The organism is Ruegeria sp. CDSC054, from assembly GCF_059610645.1.
In genome coordinates this window covers 136,911-152,430 of record NZ_JBXWOA010000011.1, presented here as the reverse complement: position 1 = coordinate 152,430, position 15,520 = coordinate 136,911, and the positions used below count along the sequence as shown (strand labels likewise).

The 15,520-nt window shown below is 57.8% G+C and carries 18 protein-coding genes; 14 read left to right on the top strand and 4 right to left on the bottom strand.

Annotation, left to right across the window (positions count from 1 at the left end; translation table 11 throughout):
* Window positions 1–618: EF-Tu C-terminal domain-related protein (locus tag AC2FGC_RS18645; RefSeq protein WP_496781883.1), on the top strand; the 618-nt coding region annotated here is incomplete at its 5' end.
* Between the two features lie 95 nt (window positions 619–713).
* Here AC2FGC_RS18645 and AC2FGC_RS18640 read toward each other — a convergent pair.
* Window positions 714–1,055: a RidA family protein gene (locus AC2FGC_RS18640; protein ID WP_282120772.1), complete on the bottom strand. Its 342-nt coding sequence runs from the start codon at window positions 1,053–1,055 to the stop codon at window positions 714–716.
* A gap of 473 nt (window positions 1,056–1,528) precedes the next feature.
* Here AC2FGC_RS18640 and AC2FGC_RS18635 point away from each other — a divergent pair, with 473 nt between their 5' ends.
* A complete protein-coding gene (locus tag AC2FGC_RS18635) occupies window positions 1,529–2,836 on the top strand; it encodes a tetratricopeptide repeat protein (protein ID WP_496726758.1) in 1,308 nt (435 codons plus the stop codon).
* Between the two features lie 25 nt (window positions 2,837–2,861).
* Here the strand turns inward: AC2FGC_RS18635 and rpe are convergent, their stop codons facing one another.
* Window positions 2,862–3,551: a ribulose-phosphate 3-epimerase gene (gene rpe, locus AC2FGC_RS18630; protein ID WP_496726759.1), complete on the bottom strand. Its 690-nt coding sequence runs from the start codon at window positions 3,549–3,551 to the stop codon at window positions 2,862–2,864.
* A 164-nt stretch (window positions 3,552–3,715) separates the two neighbouring features.
* Between rpe and phnC the strand changes: the two genes are divergently transcribed.
* From phnC to AC2FGC_RS18605, 5 genes are all read left to right on the top strand, one after another.
* Window positions 3,716–4,537, top strand: a complete 822-nt coding sequence (gene phnC / locus AC2FGC_RS18625; RefSeq protein ID WP_496726760.1) for a phosphonate ABC transporter ATP-binding protein — start codon at window positions 3,716–3,718, stop codon at window positions 4,535–4,537.
* A 65-nt stretch (window positions 4,538–4,602) separates the two neighbouring features.
* Window positions 4,603–5,505 carry a phosphonate ABC transporter substrate-binding protein gene (gene phnD, locus AC2FGC_RS18620; RefSeq protein WP_496726761.1) on the top strand — a complete coding sequence of 301 codons (903 nt, stop codon included), beginning with the start codon at window positions 4,603–4,605 and terminating at the stop codon, window positions 5,503–5,505.
* Window positions 5,506–5,573: 68 nt separating this feature from the next.
* Window positions 5,574–6,455: a phosphonate ABC transporter, permease protein PhnE gene (gene phnE, locus AC2FGC_RS18615; RefSeq protein ID WP_496726762.1), complete on the top strand. Its 882-nt coding sequence runs from the start codon at window positions 5,574–5,576 to the stop codon at window positions 6,453–6,455.
* Window positions 6,452–7,819, top strand: a complete 1,368-nt coding sequence (gene phnE / locus AC2FGC_RS18610) for a phosphonate ABC transporter, permease protein PhnE (protein ID WP_496726763.1) — start codon at window positions 6,452–6,454, stop codon at window positions 7,817–7,819. Before phnE (AC2FGC_RS18615) ends, phnE (AC2FGC_RS18610) begins: the two co-directional genes overlap by 4 nt.
* 24 nt (window positions 7,820–7,843) lie before the next feature.
* Window positions 7,844–8,464, top strand: coding sequence for an LbetaH domain-containing protein (locus tag AC2FGC_RS18605; RefSeq protein WP_496726878.1), 621 nt, complete (start codon window positions 7,844–7,846; stop codon window positions 8,462–8,464).
* A gap of 157 nt (window positions 8,465–8,621) precedes the next feature.
* On the opposite strand, the gene phnF is transcribed toward AC2FGC_RS18605, so the two are convergent.
* Window positions 8,622–9,332, bottom strand: a complete 711-nt coding sequence (gene phnF / locus AC2FGC_RS18600; RefSeq protein WP_496726764.1) for a phosphonate metabolism transcriptional regulator PhnF — start codon at window positions 9,330–9,332, stop codon at window positions 8,622–8,624.
* A gap of 103 nt (window positions 9,333–9,435) precedes the next feature.
* On the opposite strand from phnF, the gene phnG reads away from it, so the two are divergent.
* From phnG to AC2FGC_RS18565, 7 genes are all read left to right on the top strand, one after another.
* Window positions 9,436–9,894 (top strand): phosphonate C-P lyase system protein PhnG, encoded by a 459-nt coding sequence (gene phnG, locus AC2FGC_RS18595; RefSeq protein ID WP_496726765.1) that lies wholly within the window; start codon window positions 9,436–9,438, stop codon window positions 9,892–9,894.
* Window positions 9,894–10,469: a phosphonate C-P lyase system protein PhnH gene (gene phnH / locus AC2FGC_RS18590; RefSeq protein ID WP_496726766.1), complete on the top strand. Its 576-nt coding sequence runs from the start codon at window positions 9,894–9,896 to the stop codon at window positions 10,467–10,469. Before phnG ends, phnH begins: the two co-directional genes overlap by 1 nt.
* A 3-nt stretch (window positions 10,470–10,472) precedes the next feature.
* Window positions 10,473–11,564, top strand: a complete 1,092-nt coding sequence (locus AC2FGC_RS18585) for a carbon-phosphorus lyase complex subunit (protein ID WP_496783110.1) — start codon at window positions 10,473–10,475, stop codon at window positions 11,562–11,564.
* A gap of 366 nt (window positions 11,565–11,930) precedes the next feature.
* Complete coding sequence (locus tag AC2FGC_RS18580; RefSeq protein ID WP_496726768.1) at window positions 11,931–12,791, top strand: alpha-D-ribose 1-methylphosphonate 5-phosphate C-P-lyase PhnJ; 861 nt, start codon at window positions 11,931–11,933, stop codon at window positions 12,789–12,791.
* Window positions 12,788–13,558 carry a phosphonate C-P lyase system protein PhnK gene (gene phnK / locus AC2FGC_RS18575; protein WP_496726769.1) on the top strand — a complete coding sequence of 257 codons (771 nt, stop codon included), beginning with the start codon at window positions 12,788–12,790 and terminating at the stop codon, window positions 13,556–13,558. Before AC2FGC_RS18580 ends, phnK begins: the two co-directional genes overlap by 4 nt.
* Before the next feature lie 24 nt (window positions 13,559–13,582).
* A complete protein-coding gene (gene phnL / locus AC2FGC_RS18570) occupies window positions 13,583–14,266 on the top strand; it encodes a phosphonate C-P lyase system protein PhnL (protein ID WP_496726770.1) in 684 nt (227 codons plus the stop codon).
* Window positions 14,263–14,811 carry a ribose 1,5-bisphosphate phosphokinase PhnN gene (locus AC2FGC_RS18565; RefSeq protein WP_496726771.1) on the top strand — a complete coding sequence of 183 codons (549 nt, stop codon included), beginning with the start codon at window positions 14,263–14,265 and terminating at the stop codon, window positions 14,809–14,811. Before phnL ends, AC2FGC_RS18565 begins: the two co-directional genes overlap by 4 nt.
* On the opposite strand, the gene AC2FGC_RS18560 is transcribed toward AC2FGC_RS18565, so the two are convergent.
* The gene (locus AC2FGC_RS18560) at window positions 14,793–15,476 is read right to left on the bottom strand and encodes a DUF1045 domain-containing protein (RefSeq protein ID WP_496726772.1); all 684 of its coding nucleotides are present in this window, start codon (window positions 15,474–15,476) and stop codon (window positions 14,793–14,795) included. The two genes, AC2FGC_RS18565 and AC2FGC_RS18560, sit on opposite strands and share 19 nt — an antisense overlap.
* Between the last annotated feature and the right edge of the window lie 44 nt (window positions 15,477–15,520).

Genomic DNA, 15,520 nt, shown 5'->3' with positions numbered 1-15,520 from the left:
CGCAAGCTGATGGCTGCCGTGGACGAGTACATCCCGACACCTGAGCGCGCTGTTGACCAGCCGTTCCTGATGCCGGTCGAAGACGTGTTCTCGATCTCGGGTCGTGGTACCGTTGTGACCGGCCGTGTTGAGCGTGGCGTGATCAATGTTGGCGACGAGATCGAAATCGTCGGCATCCGTGACACTCAGAAAACCACCTGTACTGGTGTTGAAATGTTCCGCAAGCTGCTGGATCGCGGTGAAGCGGGCGACAACATCGGCGCCCTGCTGCGCGGCATCGACCGTGAAGGCGTTGAGCGTGGTCAGGTTCTGTGTAAGCCAGGTTCGGTTACACCGCACACCAAGTTCGAAGCCGAAGCCTATATCCTGACCAAGGAAGAAGGCGGTCGTCACACTCCGTTCTTCGCGAACTACCGTCCTCAGTTCTACTTCCGTACAACTGACGTGACCGGCACCGTGACCCTGGCAGCTGGCACCGAGATGGTTATGCCCGGCGACAACGTGTCGTTCGAGGTTGAGCTGATCGCACCGATCGCGATGGAAAACGGCCTGCGTTTCGCCATCCGCGAAGGCGGCCGCACCGTCGGCGCCGGCGTCGTGTCGAAAATCGTCGAGTAATCGCTCTCGAGATATCAAACGAAAAGGGCGTCCCTCGGGACGCCCTTTTTTGTTTGCATTCCTGCTATGGTCAGCACGCGTTGCGCGGACAGCAATTAATCGTAGGCCGCGTCGACGATGAATTCCACCTTCAGCTCGGCACGCGCCAATTTGGCTTCGCCGCAAGCCCGCGCTGGGGCATGGCCCTTTGGAACCCAGGCATTCCAGACCTCGTTCAATCCGGCAAAATCTTTCATGTCCGCCAGCCAGATCGTCACGCGCAGCATCTTTTCGCGCGATGAGCCAGCCTGTTCGAGAAGGGCGTCAATCTTCTCGAGGCAAATCCGGACTTGTTCCTGAATAGTCTCGCCCTCGGCGACTTGCCCGGTCAGGTAGGCCACGCCGTTGTGTTTCACAATTTTTGAGGACCGTTCGCCGGTGTCGATGCGTTCAATCATGGGGGTATTCTCGTTTTTTGGTGTCGGATACGGTCGTTCATGGTCACAAACCACCCAGTATGGCAAACGGAAACCGTTTGAGTGCGTTTCAGAGAAGTTTAATACGCAGAAAAAACGTGATCAGAAAGCGCGTGGGTCTATCTCGCATTCGTGCCGCCTCGAGTGCTTGTTTTTGCCTCCTTCCGTTCAAACGCGAACGGGCTTTTCCATCCCGGCGCTGAGTGGCCTCGGCGTGGATTGTAGAAGCCGTTGATACCGAAAACAAAATTGCCAGCGCCAACCCCGCAGCCCTTCCGCATGTTCTCTGAAAATCTGCAGGTGATTACTTTCGGCACACAGGCGAAGTATTTGGCCGCGTCAACCGGGGCGGCCTTTTTCTTTTCACAATTGTCAGTATTCTGGCGGTAGACATTCAGATTTTCGATAACATGATAAAATCGTTAACTAAATTCACCGGGTTTTCCCTAGCAGCAATGATCGCAGTCGCTGGCGTAGGGCAGGCCAAGCCTTTGCTTACGAATTCACAGGAAACCTATGTTTCCGCCTGCCTGGATCAGAGTGACACGCCAGAGCGTATCATCGAAATCTGCCAACACGGGCTGGGTGGTGTCGGTGCGTCTGATCGGCAGCGTATTGAGATGTTGGATAAGCTGGCATGGGCCTATTATGATCTCGATGATATGGATCAGGCCGATGACGCGTTTGCCGAAATTCTGGCCTTGAATCCCGATGCCGAGCTTGGGCTGCAGGGGCGAGCGTGGGTGCATTACAATCGCGATGATTACGCGGCTGCGAGTGCGTTGTTTAGGCAAGCCGTATCGCGCAAGCCTAATGCAAGCAACATGGCTGGTCTGGCCGCCAGCGCGCGCCGGGCCGGAGAGATGGATTTTGCCGAATTCGAAGAGATGATGCAAACCGCTCTGGCCCTGAACCCCGAATACACTTGGGCGATGCGGGAGCTGGCCTGGAAATTGGTGGACCATCACCGGCAGGACGAAGCGCTGAGCTTGTTCAGAACCGCCAGCGAACTGGATCCATATGACCCGTATGCGGAATACGGCGTCGCCTTTCTGTTGTCCGAGCAGAACGATTGGGAAGCCGCGTTTGACCATGTAAGCCGGGCGTTGGAACTGAAACCGGATTTTGTGACCGCACTATCGCGCCGGTCCCTTATCCTGCTGATGCTGGATCGGCCCAAGCAGGCATTGAAAGATGCCGAAGCGGTGATTGAGGCCAATCCTGATGACACGGACGGCTATGTGCGAAAGGCGCGGGCGCTGTCAGACTTAGGCCAAAGATCACAGGCGCATGAGGTGTTAGAGCTGGCGGAAAGTCGGGTGGGGCCGGGCAGCTATCTACTTTATTGGCGGGCCAGCCTGTTGGCGGACGACTTCGAGTATGAAGCCGCTCTTTTTCACATTCGACGCAGTGTTGCGCTTGAGGGCGCCGACCGTTTTGACCACCGCCTGCATGCGGATATTGCGTTAGGTCTGGGTTATACGGATGAAGCCCGAGATGCCATTGATCAGGCGCTTGGACTCTTTCCCGATGGAGAGTTTGAGCAGTATACGAATGCGCTGGTGATGCTGGGCGAAGACAGGTTCGATGCAGCAGAAAGCATGTTCGATTCTGCCACTGCCGCCGGTCTGCATCAGGACTTTTTGGGCGATTTTCTGGCCGCTTTGGTGGCCGAGGGACGGTTCATGCAAGCGATCAAGATGCGTGCTCGGTACAAAAACCGCCAACCGGATGCGACAAGTGACGCGCAACGTTCGAACTAGCGCGTCACTTCGAATGCAGTGATATTTACGACGTCGCCGATTCCGCCGCGCTACGCACCGCTTTGATGTTTGCGCCGTAGACGTCCGGGTTATCGACCGAACCGCCCTTGAATACGGCGGAACCTGCGACCAGCACATCCGCACCAGCTGCGGCCACCAACGGGGCGGTCTTGGGGTCGACGCCACCGTCAATCTCGATATGGATCGGGCGGTCTCCGATCATCGACCGCAGCCTGCGAATCTTGCTGGTCATGTCGATGAATTTCTGGCCACCAAAGCCGGGGTTCACTGTCATGACGCAAACCAGATCGGTCAGGTCCAGCAGATGTCCAACCGCGTCGGCCGGAGTGCCGGGGTTCAACGCAACGCCCGCCTTCATGCCAGCGGCGCGAATCGCCTGCAACGTACGGTGGGTATGGGCCCCGGCCTCGACATGTGCAGTCAGGATATCGGCGCCTGCATCCGCGTAGGCCTGAATGTAGGGATCAACCGGCGTGATCATCAGATGCACGTCCATGACCGTTTTGACATGGGGGCGGAACGCTTTGACGGCGGGCGGGCCAAAGGTCAGGTTGGGCACAAAATGGCCGTCCATTACGTCGATATGGACCCAATCCGCCCCCTGGGCTTCGATTGCCTGAATCTCGGCACCGAAATTGGCGAAATCTGCGGACAGGATCGACGGGGCGATCTTGATGCTGCGGTCAAAGCTCATGAATGGCCTCATATGGATAGCGTGTTGGCACAGCGTATAGCGGCGATGCGTGCCAATGGGTAGGCCCTCGGTGCGCAGGGGTGTTTACAAAACTTTCACTGTGCCGACACAAAGCCGTTGAATCCCGCCTGTAGCTGGTCGCCAACACGAATTGGGGGTGGCACGTGCTGCGGATAGAAAAACTGACCAAGCGCTTTGGCGACAACGTGGCCGTTGATGCAGCGACGCTGGATGTAGACAAGCCATGCATGATTGGCATCATCGGGCGGTCCGGCGCGGGCAAGTCGACGTTGTTGCGGATGATCAATCGTCTGACGGATGCAAGCGGCGGCGAGATCCTGTTTCAAGGTCGTGATATCACCAAGCTGAAAGGCCGTGATAAACGCGCATGGCAGGCTGATTGCGCGATGATCTTTCAGCAGTTCAATCTGGTGCCGCGCATGGATGTGGTGTCGAACGTGCTGCATGGCACGTTGAACCGCCACTCGACACTGGCGACCATGTTTAACCTGTTCCCGATGGAAGATATCCACCGTGCGATTGATATTCTGGATCGCCTCGGCATCGCCGCGCACGCGCCCAAACGCGCCGAAGCGCTGTCGGGTGGTCAGCAACAGCGCGTCGCCATCGCGCGCGCCCTGATGCAGGACCCTAAGATCATTCTGGCGGACGAACCCATCGCCTCGCTGGACCCGATGAACGCGCAGGTGGTGATGCAGGCGCTGCGCCGCATCCATGAAGAAGACGGCCGCACCGTCATCGCCAACCTGCATACGCTGGATACCGCCCGCCGCTATTGTGACCGGGTCGTCGGTATGCGCGACGGACGTATCGTTTTCGACGGGTTGCCCGAGCAACTGACAACTGGCGTGGCCCGCGAAATTTACGGCGCCGACGCCAGCTTCTCGGAAGAGGCAACTTCGACCCAGATTGAAACACTCGACGCGACCTCAAAAGCGTTGATGGAAGCCGAGGCGACCATCTAGGCCCAATTCACCCCTTTCATCGACCGGCCGATGAAAGGCCGGCATATCAAACCGGAGAGAGACAGATGAAAAAACTGATTGCCGCCCTGGTGGCCACAACTGCGATAGCCGCGCCAGCCATGGCGCAAGATATTTCCGAATTCCGCATTGGTATTCTGGGCGGAGAAAACGCACAGGACCGTCTGAGCAAGCAGGAATGCCTGCGCGAGCAGACCCAGGAATTGCTGGGTGTTGAAACCAAACTGTTTGCACCGGCGGACTATAACGGCGTCATTCAAGGGCTGCTTGGCGGCACTATCGACATGGCTTGGCTGGGTGCATCAGGGTACGCCAAAACCTACCTGAGCGATCCTGAGGCGGTCGAGCCTGTTCTGGTCAAAGTCAACACGGATGGTAGCTATGGCTACTATTCGATCGGATTTGCCCGCAAGGATAGTGGCATTGCCTCGTTGGAAGACATGAAGGATAAGACCTTTGGCTTCGGCGACCCCAATTCGACCTCGGGCTTCCTTATCCCGTCGATCGAAATTCCGCAGGCAACCGGTGCAACCATGACCTCGGGTGATTATTTTGGTGAAGTCAAATTCACCGGTGGTCATGAGCAGACCATTGTGGCCGTAAACAACGGTGATGTCGACGGTGGCGTGACATGGGCCGACGGCCTTGGGGACTGGGAAGACGGTTATCAGTCCGGCGCGCTGCGCCGTGCCGTGGATGCCGGTCTGGTCGACATGAACGATCTGGTCGAGATTTGGAAATCCGCTCCGATCCCTGAAGGCCCGTTTGTTCTGCGCACCGAACTGCCTGAGGATGTCAAAATCAAGATGACAGGTATGCTGGCCTCGATGAACTCGATTGATCCGGACTGCATGTACAACGTTCTGGGCGGTGAATCCAAAGGCCTTATGCCGATCACCCACGACGCCTACGAAATCATCATCGAAGCGCGCAAGCTGAAGTCCAACTAATCTTGCACCTCCAATGATCGGGGTCCGGTGGCAAACCGGACCTCTTTTTTGCCACTCAGGAGCATTCCATGACAGACCTGACTGTAGGGTCCCCCAGTGTCGACCAGATCCGGGCCGACTATTCCGAGATGACACGACGCAAGCGGGTCTATGGTGGTATCCTTCTGATCGTATTCGTGGCGATGATGGCCGCGGGTTTCCGCACTGCCGACGACCGTAATGCCGGTAGCTTTGTCGACGGCTGGCACCGTATCCTCGACTACCCGACCGAGGTTATGTCGGAAGCATGGGAAAAGATCGGTGCGATGCCGGAGAACCTTGTGAAGTTTTTCCCGGCTCTGGTCGAGACACTCAATATCGCTGCGGCCTCGACGCTGATAGGGGCCATCGCCGGGACGTTTCTGGCGCTGATGTCCACGCGTGGTATGGCATTGTGGCCCGCGCTTATCCCGCTGTTTCGTCGCATTGCTGATATCTTTCGCGCGGTGCCTGAAATCGTTATCGCTTTGGTTTTGATCTTTGTGCTGGGCGGTGGTCCGGTGCCCGCAATGATAGCCATTGCCATTCATACGGCGGGTGCGCTTGGCAAGCTTTTCTCGGAAGTGAACGAAAATGCCTCGCTGAAACCGGTCGAAGGGCTGCATTCCGTCGGCGCGAACTGGTCTCAGCGGATGTATCTTGGCGTGATCCCACAGGTTGGACCGAACTATGTCAGCTATGCGCTGCTTCGGTTCGAGATCAACATTCGCGCCTCGGCCATTCTGGGTTTTGTTGGCGCCGGCGGGCTGGGATATGAGCTGCGCAACGCGATGTCCTGGGGGCAGGGGCGATATGACGAAGCTGCCGCCATCTTCCTTCTGCTGTTCGCCACGATTGTTGTTGTCGATCAGATATCGGGTCTGCTGCGTGAGCGCCTGACCCACGGTTCCGAGAAAGGAGCACGGGCATGAGCACTTTTGCCACCGACCTGACCGCCGATGAGTTGAAGGCTGAGGCTGCCCGTTTGTTCAACCGCAAACGGCTGACCAACTTTGGATTGCCCGCGCTTGTTTTTGTCTATCTGATTTACGTGTTCTTTGCTTTCGACGTGTCTGGAATGGCCGAGCGTGCGAACTGGGAGAACGGCAAAACGCTGATTGCAGACAGCTACAGCTACAAAACGCATGTTTCGCGTGACAATCGCACCGGTGAGGTTTCCACCGCCATCGAAGGTGAACGCAAGGGTCGCTACCCCGACGGTGAGGCTCCGGGCTGGGTGAGTTTAGGCGAGACTACGGTCATTGATCTGGAAGACGGCCACATCGTCCGCTTTGGCCCCGAGACAGTGGAATACGATATCCCCGGCTATGGCACCGTCCGCGCGACACCGACCCGTTCTGCAGGTGTTCAGGCTGAACTGCCCGCGGGCGAGGTGCCGGATTGGATCAACGTCTCAAAAAACCGCATGGCGATTACAACGGATGCGGGGCGCCTGACCGTGACCCGCAACCGGTCCGAGGTCTTCCGCTATTTCAATGGGTGGGAGCTGTTCTGGTTCACGCTTGATAGCCCTTACTATGGTAAGTCGTTCCCTGAATTGGCCGGTCTGGCTGCGCAAGGCGAGGCCAGAGCGATCTTGAATGACTTCTGGACCAACAAGATGTGGCGGCATCAGGATGTTGTCTGGGCCATTTTTGAAACCATCCTGATGGCATTTCTCGGCACGTTAGGCGCAGGTATGATCGCATTGCCTTTGGCGTTTCTCGCCACGCGAAATTTCAACCCGCTCAAATCCGTCCGGTTTCTAACACGGCGTGTGTTCGACTTTGTGCGCGGTGTGGACGCGCTGATCTGGACGGTTGTGTTGGCGCGTGCCTTTGGACCTGGTCCACTCACCGGCGCGCTGGCCATTCTGGTGACCGATACCGGCACCTTTGGCAAGATCTTCTCGGAAGCGCTGGAAAATGTGGACCAGAAACAGATCGAGGGCGTGCAGTCCACAGGGGCCAATGCACCGCAACGCTATCGTTATGGTGTGATCCCACAGGTGACGCCGGTGCTGCTAAGTCAGTTGCTCTACTTCCTTGAATCAAACACCCGCAGCGCCACGGTGATCGGTGCGATCACCGGCGGTGGCATCGGTCTGTTGCTGACGCAAGCGATCATCACCCAGAAGGATTGGGAAGAGGTCGCCTATTACATCGTTCTGATCATCCTGATGGTGATGCTGATGGACTGGTTCTCGGGCTGGCTGCGCCGACGGCTTATCCAGGGAGAGACAAGCAAGATACGCAAAGCACGGGACACAAAGGCAAAGTCATTCTTTTTGCCGTGACTCATGACCAAGAACCACAAAACCATGGCACGACTGCGTTCTGACCAACCGTTTATCCATCCTGATTGCCAAATCTCGGGTAGTTCCTTCGGTGAATTTGTCGAAATTGGTGCGGCAAGCCGCGTTGTGAATTCAGTCTTCGGTGACTATTCGTATTGCGACCGGACCTGTGACGTTGCCAATGCCGAGATCGGGAAGTTCGCCAATATCGCCAGTTTCACTCGGATCGGCGCAACGGATCATCCGATGGAAAAGGCATCATTGCATCACTTCCTGTATCGCTCGGCAGATTACTGGGATGATGCCGAGGATGATGCGGATTGGTTCAATCATCGCGCCAGTCGCGTCGCCCGGATCGGCCATGATACCTGGATTGGGCATGCGGCAATTATCAAACCTGAAGTGACCATCGGGCACGGTGCGGTGGTTGCCTCGGGGTCTGTCGTCACCAAGGATGTCGCGCCTTACACAATTGTAGGCGGTGTGACGGCCAAACCGATCCGCAACCGTTATCCGGTTGGCGTGGCCGAGCGGATGATGGATTTGGCGTGGTGGGATTGGGACAATGACCGTCTGCGCGCGGCCCTGCCGGATTTCCGAACATTGAGCGCCGAGGCTTTCCTGGAAAAATACGAACCGATTTGAATAGGCAAGAGCTGAAATCTCCCGCGCCTGCACTTGCATCGGCTTTGCAGATATAGGCTGGCGGCCTTGGGCATAGCGCCGCGTTTTACGCGGCGCTATGCCCAACGGGATATGACCACCGTCAGGAGGTCGAAGACGGGCGGGAGGGCGCTGCGGCCTAGTCCTCGTTCAGGGTCAGGGTGACCCGATCTCCGGCAAATACGGTTCGCCCGAATTCAACCGGCAGACCATTGGGATCTGCGTTTATGCCGACGGAATACAGAACAGGCGCACCTTCGGTCAGTCGCAGGTGCAGGGCCTGTGTTGCCGTCGCCGCGCGCGCAGTCAGGCGCGTCGAGACGCGGGTATAGTCCTTAACACCGCAGTGCTGCAAAGCTTTCGTTACTGATTGTGTTTCGGACAGCGCCTCAAGAATGCCGGGCAAGCGGTCCGCGGGAAAGACACTTTGGAATAGCCCGATCGGCTGCCCATCCGCCAGAGACAGCCCATCATAAACGTGCACCTGATCGCCTGAAGCGATCTCCAGGGCCTCTGCTTCTGTTTCATCTGCGGCGCGCGTTGTGAGTGTCAGGATCTTTTTGCCGGGGATTTTACCGCTGGCCGAGATGCTCTTGTGGTATCGGACGCGCTTGCCGATGGCATAATCGGTCGGACGTGCCGCCACAAAGACACCGGCGCCGCGACGGGCATGCACCAGACCTTGGTCTGCCAGATCCGACAGTGCACGCCGTACCGTGTGGCGGTTGACCCCGTGTTTTGCTGCCAGTTGTGCCTCGGTCGGCAGGCGGTCGCCGGTGTCGTACCGACCCTCTGCAATGTCCGATGTCAGATTCAGCGCGATGCCTTTCCAGACGGGTGTTTTTCTCATGTCACCAAAACTTCACAAGGTTGCGGATTGCCAGATGTGGTGGCGGGATGTAATATTTGTCTAGTTGTATAGTTCAGATAGACAACCCGGCCAAGAGGCTTTGATGGCAGATCAAACAAATATTTCGAATGCGGCGCGGCAGGATTGGATGAGCCTGTTGGCGCGGGCACCTGAAGGCGCATTGATGAAGCTTTGGGGTGGCTACGAAGACCGCCCGGACTTTGAATGGCTGCGCAGCCCCGAAGTAGGCGGTGTCATGATGCGCGGGCGCACGGGTGGCACGGGTGCCCGGTTCAATCTTGGCGAAATGACCGTCACGCGGTGTTCGCTGGTGTTGCAGGACGGAACGATTGGGCATGGATACGTGCAGGGCCGGTCCAAGCCCAAGGCCGAAACGGCCGCCTTGATTGATGCGCTGATGCAGACCCCTGCTGCGGATGCGATCCAGGATCAGGTGATTGCGCCGCTCAAAAAGCAGATGCAAGCCGCCAGAACAGACCGCGCTGCCAAAGCCGCCGCGACAAAGGTCGAGTTCTTCACATTGGTAAGGGGAGAAGATTGATGACGGCACAGCTTCAGTATTCCGGTGGATTTCAGAACGCACCAGTGCAGGCTGCACATGCGTTCCGTGCCGCGATGACCGTGATGGCCCGGCCCGGCGAAATCCGTGAATTGAAAGGCGTGCAGCCGCCGAAACCCTTGTCGATCGCAGCAGGAACGCTTTTGCTGACGTTGTGTGACCCCGAGACAAAGGTCCATCTGGCTGGCACTTTCAACACCGATGCGGTGCGCGCATGGCTAACCTTTCACACTGGAGCGCCCCTGTCACAGGCAGCTGACGCGGATTTTGCTGTTGGGACATGGACCCAGCTTGGGCCGTTGGGCACATACCGCATCGGAACAGCAGAGTACCCGGATCGCTCGACCACCTTGATTGTTGAATGTGACGCGCTGCAACAGGCGGGTGTCACACTGAGCGGCCCGGGAATCAAAGACACCGCGTGCCTGTCCTTGCCGGATGATTCGGCGTTGCAGGCCAACGCAGCTCTGTACCCGCTTGGATGTGATTTCTTTTTCACGTGCGGTGACCGGGTTGCGGCCCTGCCTCGCAGTACTCAGATCAGCACGGAGACCTAAGCTATGTATGTTGCAGTCAAGGGTGGCGAAAAAGCCATCGAAAACGCGCATTCTTGGTTGGCAGAAGAGCGGCGCGGCGCATCCGACATTGCCGAACTGAGTATCGCCCAAATCCGCGAACAGCTGAGCCTTGCGGTCAACCGGGTGATGGCCGAGGGGTCCCTTTACGACCCCGATCTGGCAGCCTTGGCAATCAAACAGTCGCGCGGCGATCTGATCGAGGCGATCTTTCTTATCCGAGCCTACCGGACGACATTGCCGCGATTTGGCTATTCGAACCCGGTTAAGACTGATGAGATGGCGTGTGATCGCCGGATTTCGGCCACGTTCAAGGATGCGCCGGGCGGGCAGGTGCTGGGGCCAACCTTTGATTACACGCACCGCTTGTTGGACTTCAAATTGGCCGCCGAAGGCGAGGTTCCGGCTGCGCCTACGGCGCAACCCCGCACCGAGGCGACGCCCCATATCACTGAATTCCTTAAGGGTGAGGACATCATTCAGGATGAACCCGTGAGTGACACCAACCCGGGTGATCTGACCCGCGAACCGATGGAATTTCCGTCGAACCGCCCCCTGCGTCTGCAATCCCTGACCCGCGGGGATGAGGGGTTTGTGCTGGGCATGGCCTATTCAACCCAACGTGGCTACGCCCGTAACCATGCATTCGTCGGTGAGTTGCGGATCGGCAAGGTCTCGGTCGAAATGGAGATCCCGGAACTGGGTTTCGCCATCGACATCGGCGATATCGAGCTGACCGAATGCGAGACGGTGAACCAGTTCAAAGGGTCCAAGACTGAACCGCCGCAATTCACCCGTGGCTATGGTTTGGTTTTTGGTCAGTCTGAACGGAAGTCCATTGCGATGGCCTTGGTGGACCGCGCATTGCGTTGGGAAGAGTTGGGCGAAGATAATCTGGGTGCCCCCGCGCAAGATGAGGAATTCGTCTTAAGCCACGCGGACAACATTCAGGCGACCGGGTTCCTCGAACATATCAAGCTGCCGCATTACGTAGACTTCCAGTCCGAGTTGGAACTGGTCCGCAAACTGCGCCGTGAAGCCGAAGAGCGGATCACGCCAAAAGAGGCTGCAGAATGATGGCCGCCGTGTTCGATATCGGTGATCTGTCGCTCGACTGGCCGCCCCACGCACGGGTCAAGGCGTTGGCGGTCGAGCATTGTGTAAGGGGTCGCTAATGAGCTGGACTGCGTTTGCATCCCCACTGGGGCACACCAGGATGACGAACTGCCAAACCCGCCTTACGGGCGTCGCAGGTTTCTATGGGGCGGCGAGTCCGTGCGCGCGCCAACCGAACTCCATTCTCCAATTGAATCCCGCTTTTGCGCACGACGTCGTCGCTTCGCATGACGAGAGTGAAAGAAAAGATACACCAATAGCGCCAATAACAGTGCGCCCAACAGAAATACGTCCACAAAAACACCAAAAACAAAGTGATACATCAAAATGAATGAGTATAACTTCGCATATTTGGACGAACAAACCAAGCGAATGATCCGACGCGCCATTCTGAAAGGTCTGGCTGTGCCCGGTTATCAGGTGCCATTTGCCAGCCGCGAGATGCCGATGCCATATGGCTGGGGCACCGGTGGGGTGCAGGTTTCAGCCGCTACATTGACACCCGAGGACACGTTTAAAGTGATCGATCAGGGTGCCGATGACACCACCAATGCTGTGTCGATCCGAAAGTTCTTTGAGAACACGGCAGGTGTGGAAACGACCGAGGAAACCGAAAAGGCCACAGTCATCCAGACCCGCCACCGCATCCCCGAGGCGAAGCTGCGCGAGGATCAGATTATCGTCTATCAGGTGCCGATCCCCGAACCTCTGCGCTTTCTGGAGCCGCGTGAGACCGAGACACGCAAGATGCACAGCCTTGAAGAATATGGGCTGATGCATGTGAAGCTGTACGAGGACATCAGCCAGCACGGGGCGATTTCGACCGCGTATGCCTATCCGGTGAAAGTGTCGGACCGCTATGTGATGGATCCGTCGCCGATCCCGAAATTCGACAACCCAAAACTTGAGATGGACGCGATCCAGCTGTTTGGTGCGGGACGTGAACAGCGGATTTACGCGGTTCCGCCGCATACCAAGGTCGTCAGTCTGGATTTCGAGGATTACCCGTTTGAGGCCACCAAAGCCGATCACCCATGCGATCTTTGTGGGGCAGAGGATAGCTATCTCGACGAAGTGATCATGGATGATGCAGGCAACCGGATGTTCGTCTGTTCCGACACCGATTATTGCCGGTCACGCCGCGAAGCGGGCCACAAGGGCCGACTGGCCGAGGAGAATGCGGCATGACCCCCTTATTGCAGGTCAAAAGCATCGAAAAGCGCTATGGCGCGCGGATCGGGTGCTCGGATGTGAGTTTTGATCTCTTCCCCGGAGAAGTAATGGGGATCGTGGGTGAAAGCGGATCGGGCAAGTCGACGCTGTTGAATTGCATGGCCGGTCACCTTGAGCCCGACGCCGGACAGGTGATCTTTAACACTCGTACCGATGGTCCGGTGGATACAGTCACCATGTCCGAACCGGAACGTCGGATGCTGAGCCGTACGGACTGGGCCTTTGTGCATCAGCATGCGCGCGACGGCTTGCGGATGTCGGTCAGTGCTGGCGGCAATATCGGTGAGCGTCTGATGGCGGTGGGGGATCGTCACTATGGCGACATCCGGGACCGTGCGATCGACTGGCTGGGCCGGGTTGAGATTGAGGAATCTCGTGTGGATGACCGTCCGTCGGCCTTTTCTGGCGGGATGCAGCAGAGGTTGCAGATCGCCCGCAATCTGGTCACAGGGCCGCGCCTGGTGTTCATGGATGAACCGACCGGCGGACTGGATGTTTCCGTTCAGGCGCGTCTGCTGGATCTGCTGCGCGGGTTGGTGCGTGAGATGGGGTTGAGCGCGATCATCGTCACCCATGACCTCGCCGTCGTACGCCTGCTGGCGGATCGACTGATGGTGATGAAAAGCGGTCAAGTGGTTGAGGCCGGGTTGACCGATCAGGTTCTGGACGATCCGCAACATGCCTACACGCAGTTGCTCGTGTCCAGCGTTCTGCAGGTTTGAGTATTTGGAAAAAGATGAAGTGCTATGATTGAGCTTATCAATGTCAGCAAAAGCTTTACTCTGCACAATCAGGGTAGTGCCGTAATTCCGGTGATGCAGGGTGCATCTCTGAATGTCGCCGCAGGTGAATGCGTCGCCCTGACCGGGGCTTCAGGCGCAGGGAAATCAACACTGATGCGGGTGGTCTATGGAAATTATCTGGCCGCATCAGGCCGGGTCCTTGTCGGTGGTCTGGACGTCGCCAAGGCCGAACCGCGCGAAATTCTGACTTTGCGGCGCGAGACGCTCGGCTATGTCAGTCAGTTCTTGCGTGTGGTCCCCAGAGTGCCGACGCTTGAGGTGGTGGCCGAGCCGCTGTTGGCCGTTGGCTGCGACAAGCAAGCGGCGCTGGACAAGGCGGCGGGTTTGTTGCGGCGGTTGAACATTCCCGAAAGGCTATGGAGCCTGAGCCCGACCACTTTTTCGGGTGGTGAGCAGCAGCGGGTGAACATCGCACGTGGATTTGCGCATGATTACCCTGCAATGCTGTTGGATGAACCGACGGCCTCACTGGATGCGCAAAATCGCGAAACGGTGCTGTCTTTGATCGAAGAGGCCAAAGAACGCGGCGCGGCGATTGTTGGCATTTTCCACGATATCGAAGCGCGCAACCGGGTCTGTGATCGCGAGATCAACGTGTCTGAATTCACCCCGGGGATGGTCGCGTGAGCCTTGCGCCGGTCATAGCCGTTGTTGGTCCGTCAGGTGTCGGCAAAGACAGCGTCATGGAGGCGTTGGTCGCGGCGTCGTCAGGTATCCTGCGGGTTCGCCGGGTGATAACCCGCCCCGAAGGCGAAGAAGGCGAAGATTTTGATCGCGTGTCGATTGAAATCTTCGAGCAGATGGTGCTGGACGGAGCCTTTGCGTTGCACTGGAGCGCGCATGGGCTGCACTACGGCATCCCGATTGAAATCGAAGACCAACGGCAAACGGCGAATGCGCTGTTGGTCAATCTGTCCCGTTCGGTTTTGTTGAACGCGCAGGTGGTTTTTGGCGACCTGATCGTGATTTCGCTGACAGCGGACCCTGAGGTGTTGGCGCAGCGCCTCTTTGCGCGCGGGCGGGAAAGCGCCTCTGATCAGGCGCGTCGTCTGGGACGGGCTGGCACGCCCCTGCCGGACGGGCTGAACCGCGTGATCGAAGTTGATAATTCCGGGCCGCTGGAAGTCACGATTGATGCGATCCTTGCCGGGCTTCAACCGGAAAGGGCGTAGCGATGGATCAGATGAAACCTCCCATCTTCGGCTTCGCCCATAAGCGCCAAATCCTTAATCTGAAACGGCGCGGGAAGCAGGGGGACCAGATGGCCCTCCAATGCGACCTGCACGGTTTTCAGCGTGGGTTTGTCCAGTTTTCCGCTGAGGGTGATGTGAAAGCGGAACGTGTCCATCACGTAAGGGTAACCCCAACGCAGCAGGTTGGCGTCCTGTTCCGGCGTCAGTCCCGAGGCACGTCGGCGGTCCAGTTCCGCGGCGGACGCGGGGGCGCGAAAGCTGTCAAGTTCGCGGACGCAAGCCGTTGCCAGCGCGTTCAGAGCGTCGGTATCGCCCAAGGGCCGCAGGGCCAGAAAACGACCCAGCCGGGCGATCTCGAACCCGTCCAGCGTGACGGGCGGTTGCGTTCCGGCCAACCGTTTGCAGGCATCTTGCAAGTCGGTCAGAGATTGCCCCTTGTTCAGGCGAAACGGCGGCTTCAACGTCGCGTGAAGACCGTATTTTCGCGGGACATCGGTCGCGGCTCCGACGTCCACGCCGTTAATGACAGGATGCGCAACTTCAGTTCCAGTATCCATGTCCCAGCCCAACCATTGGGTCGCAAAGATTGTCCATTCGGCCTGAGCCGGTGGCGCAAAATAGATCGCGTATCGCGTGAATGTCACATTGGCCTCCTATGCGTGGCCTTTCCAATTGCTCCAACCTTGTG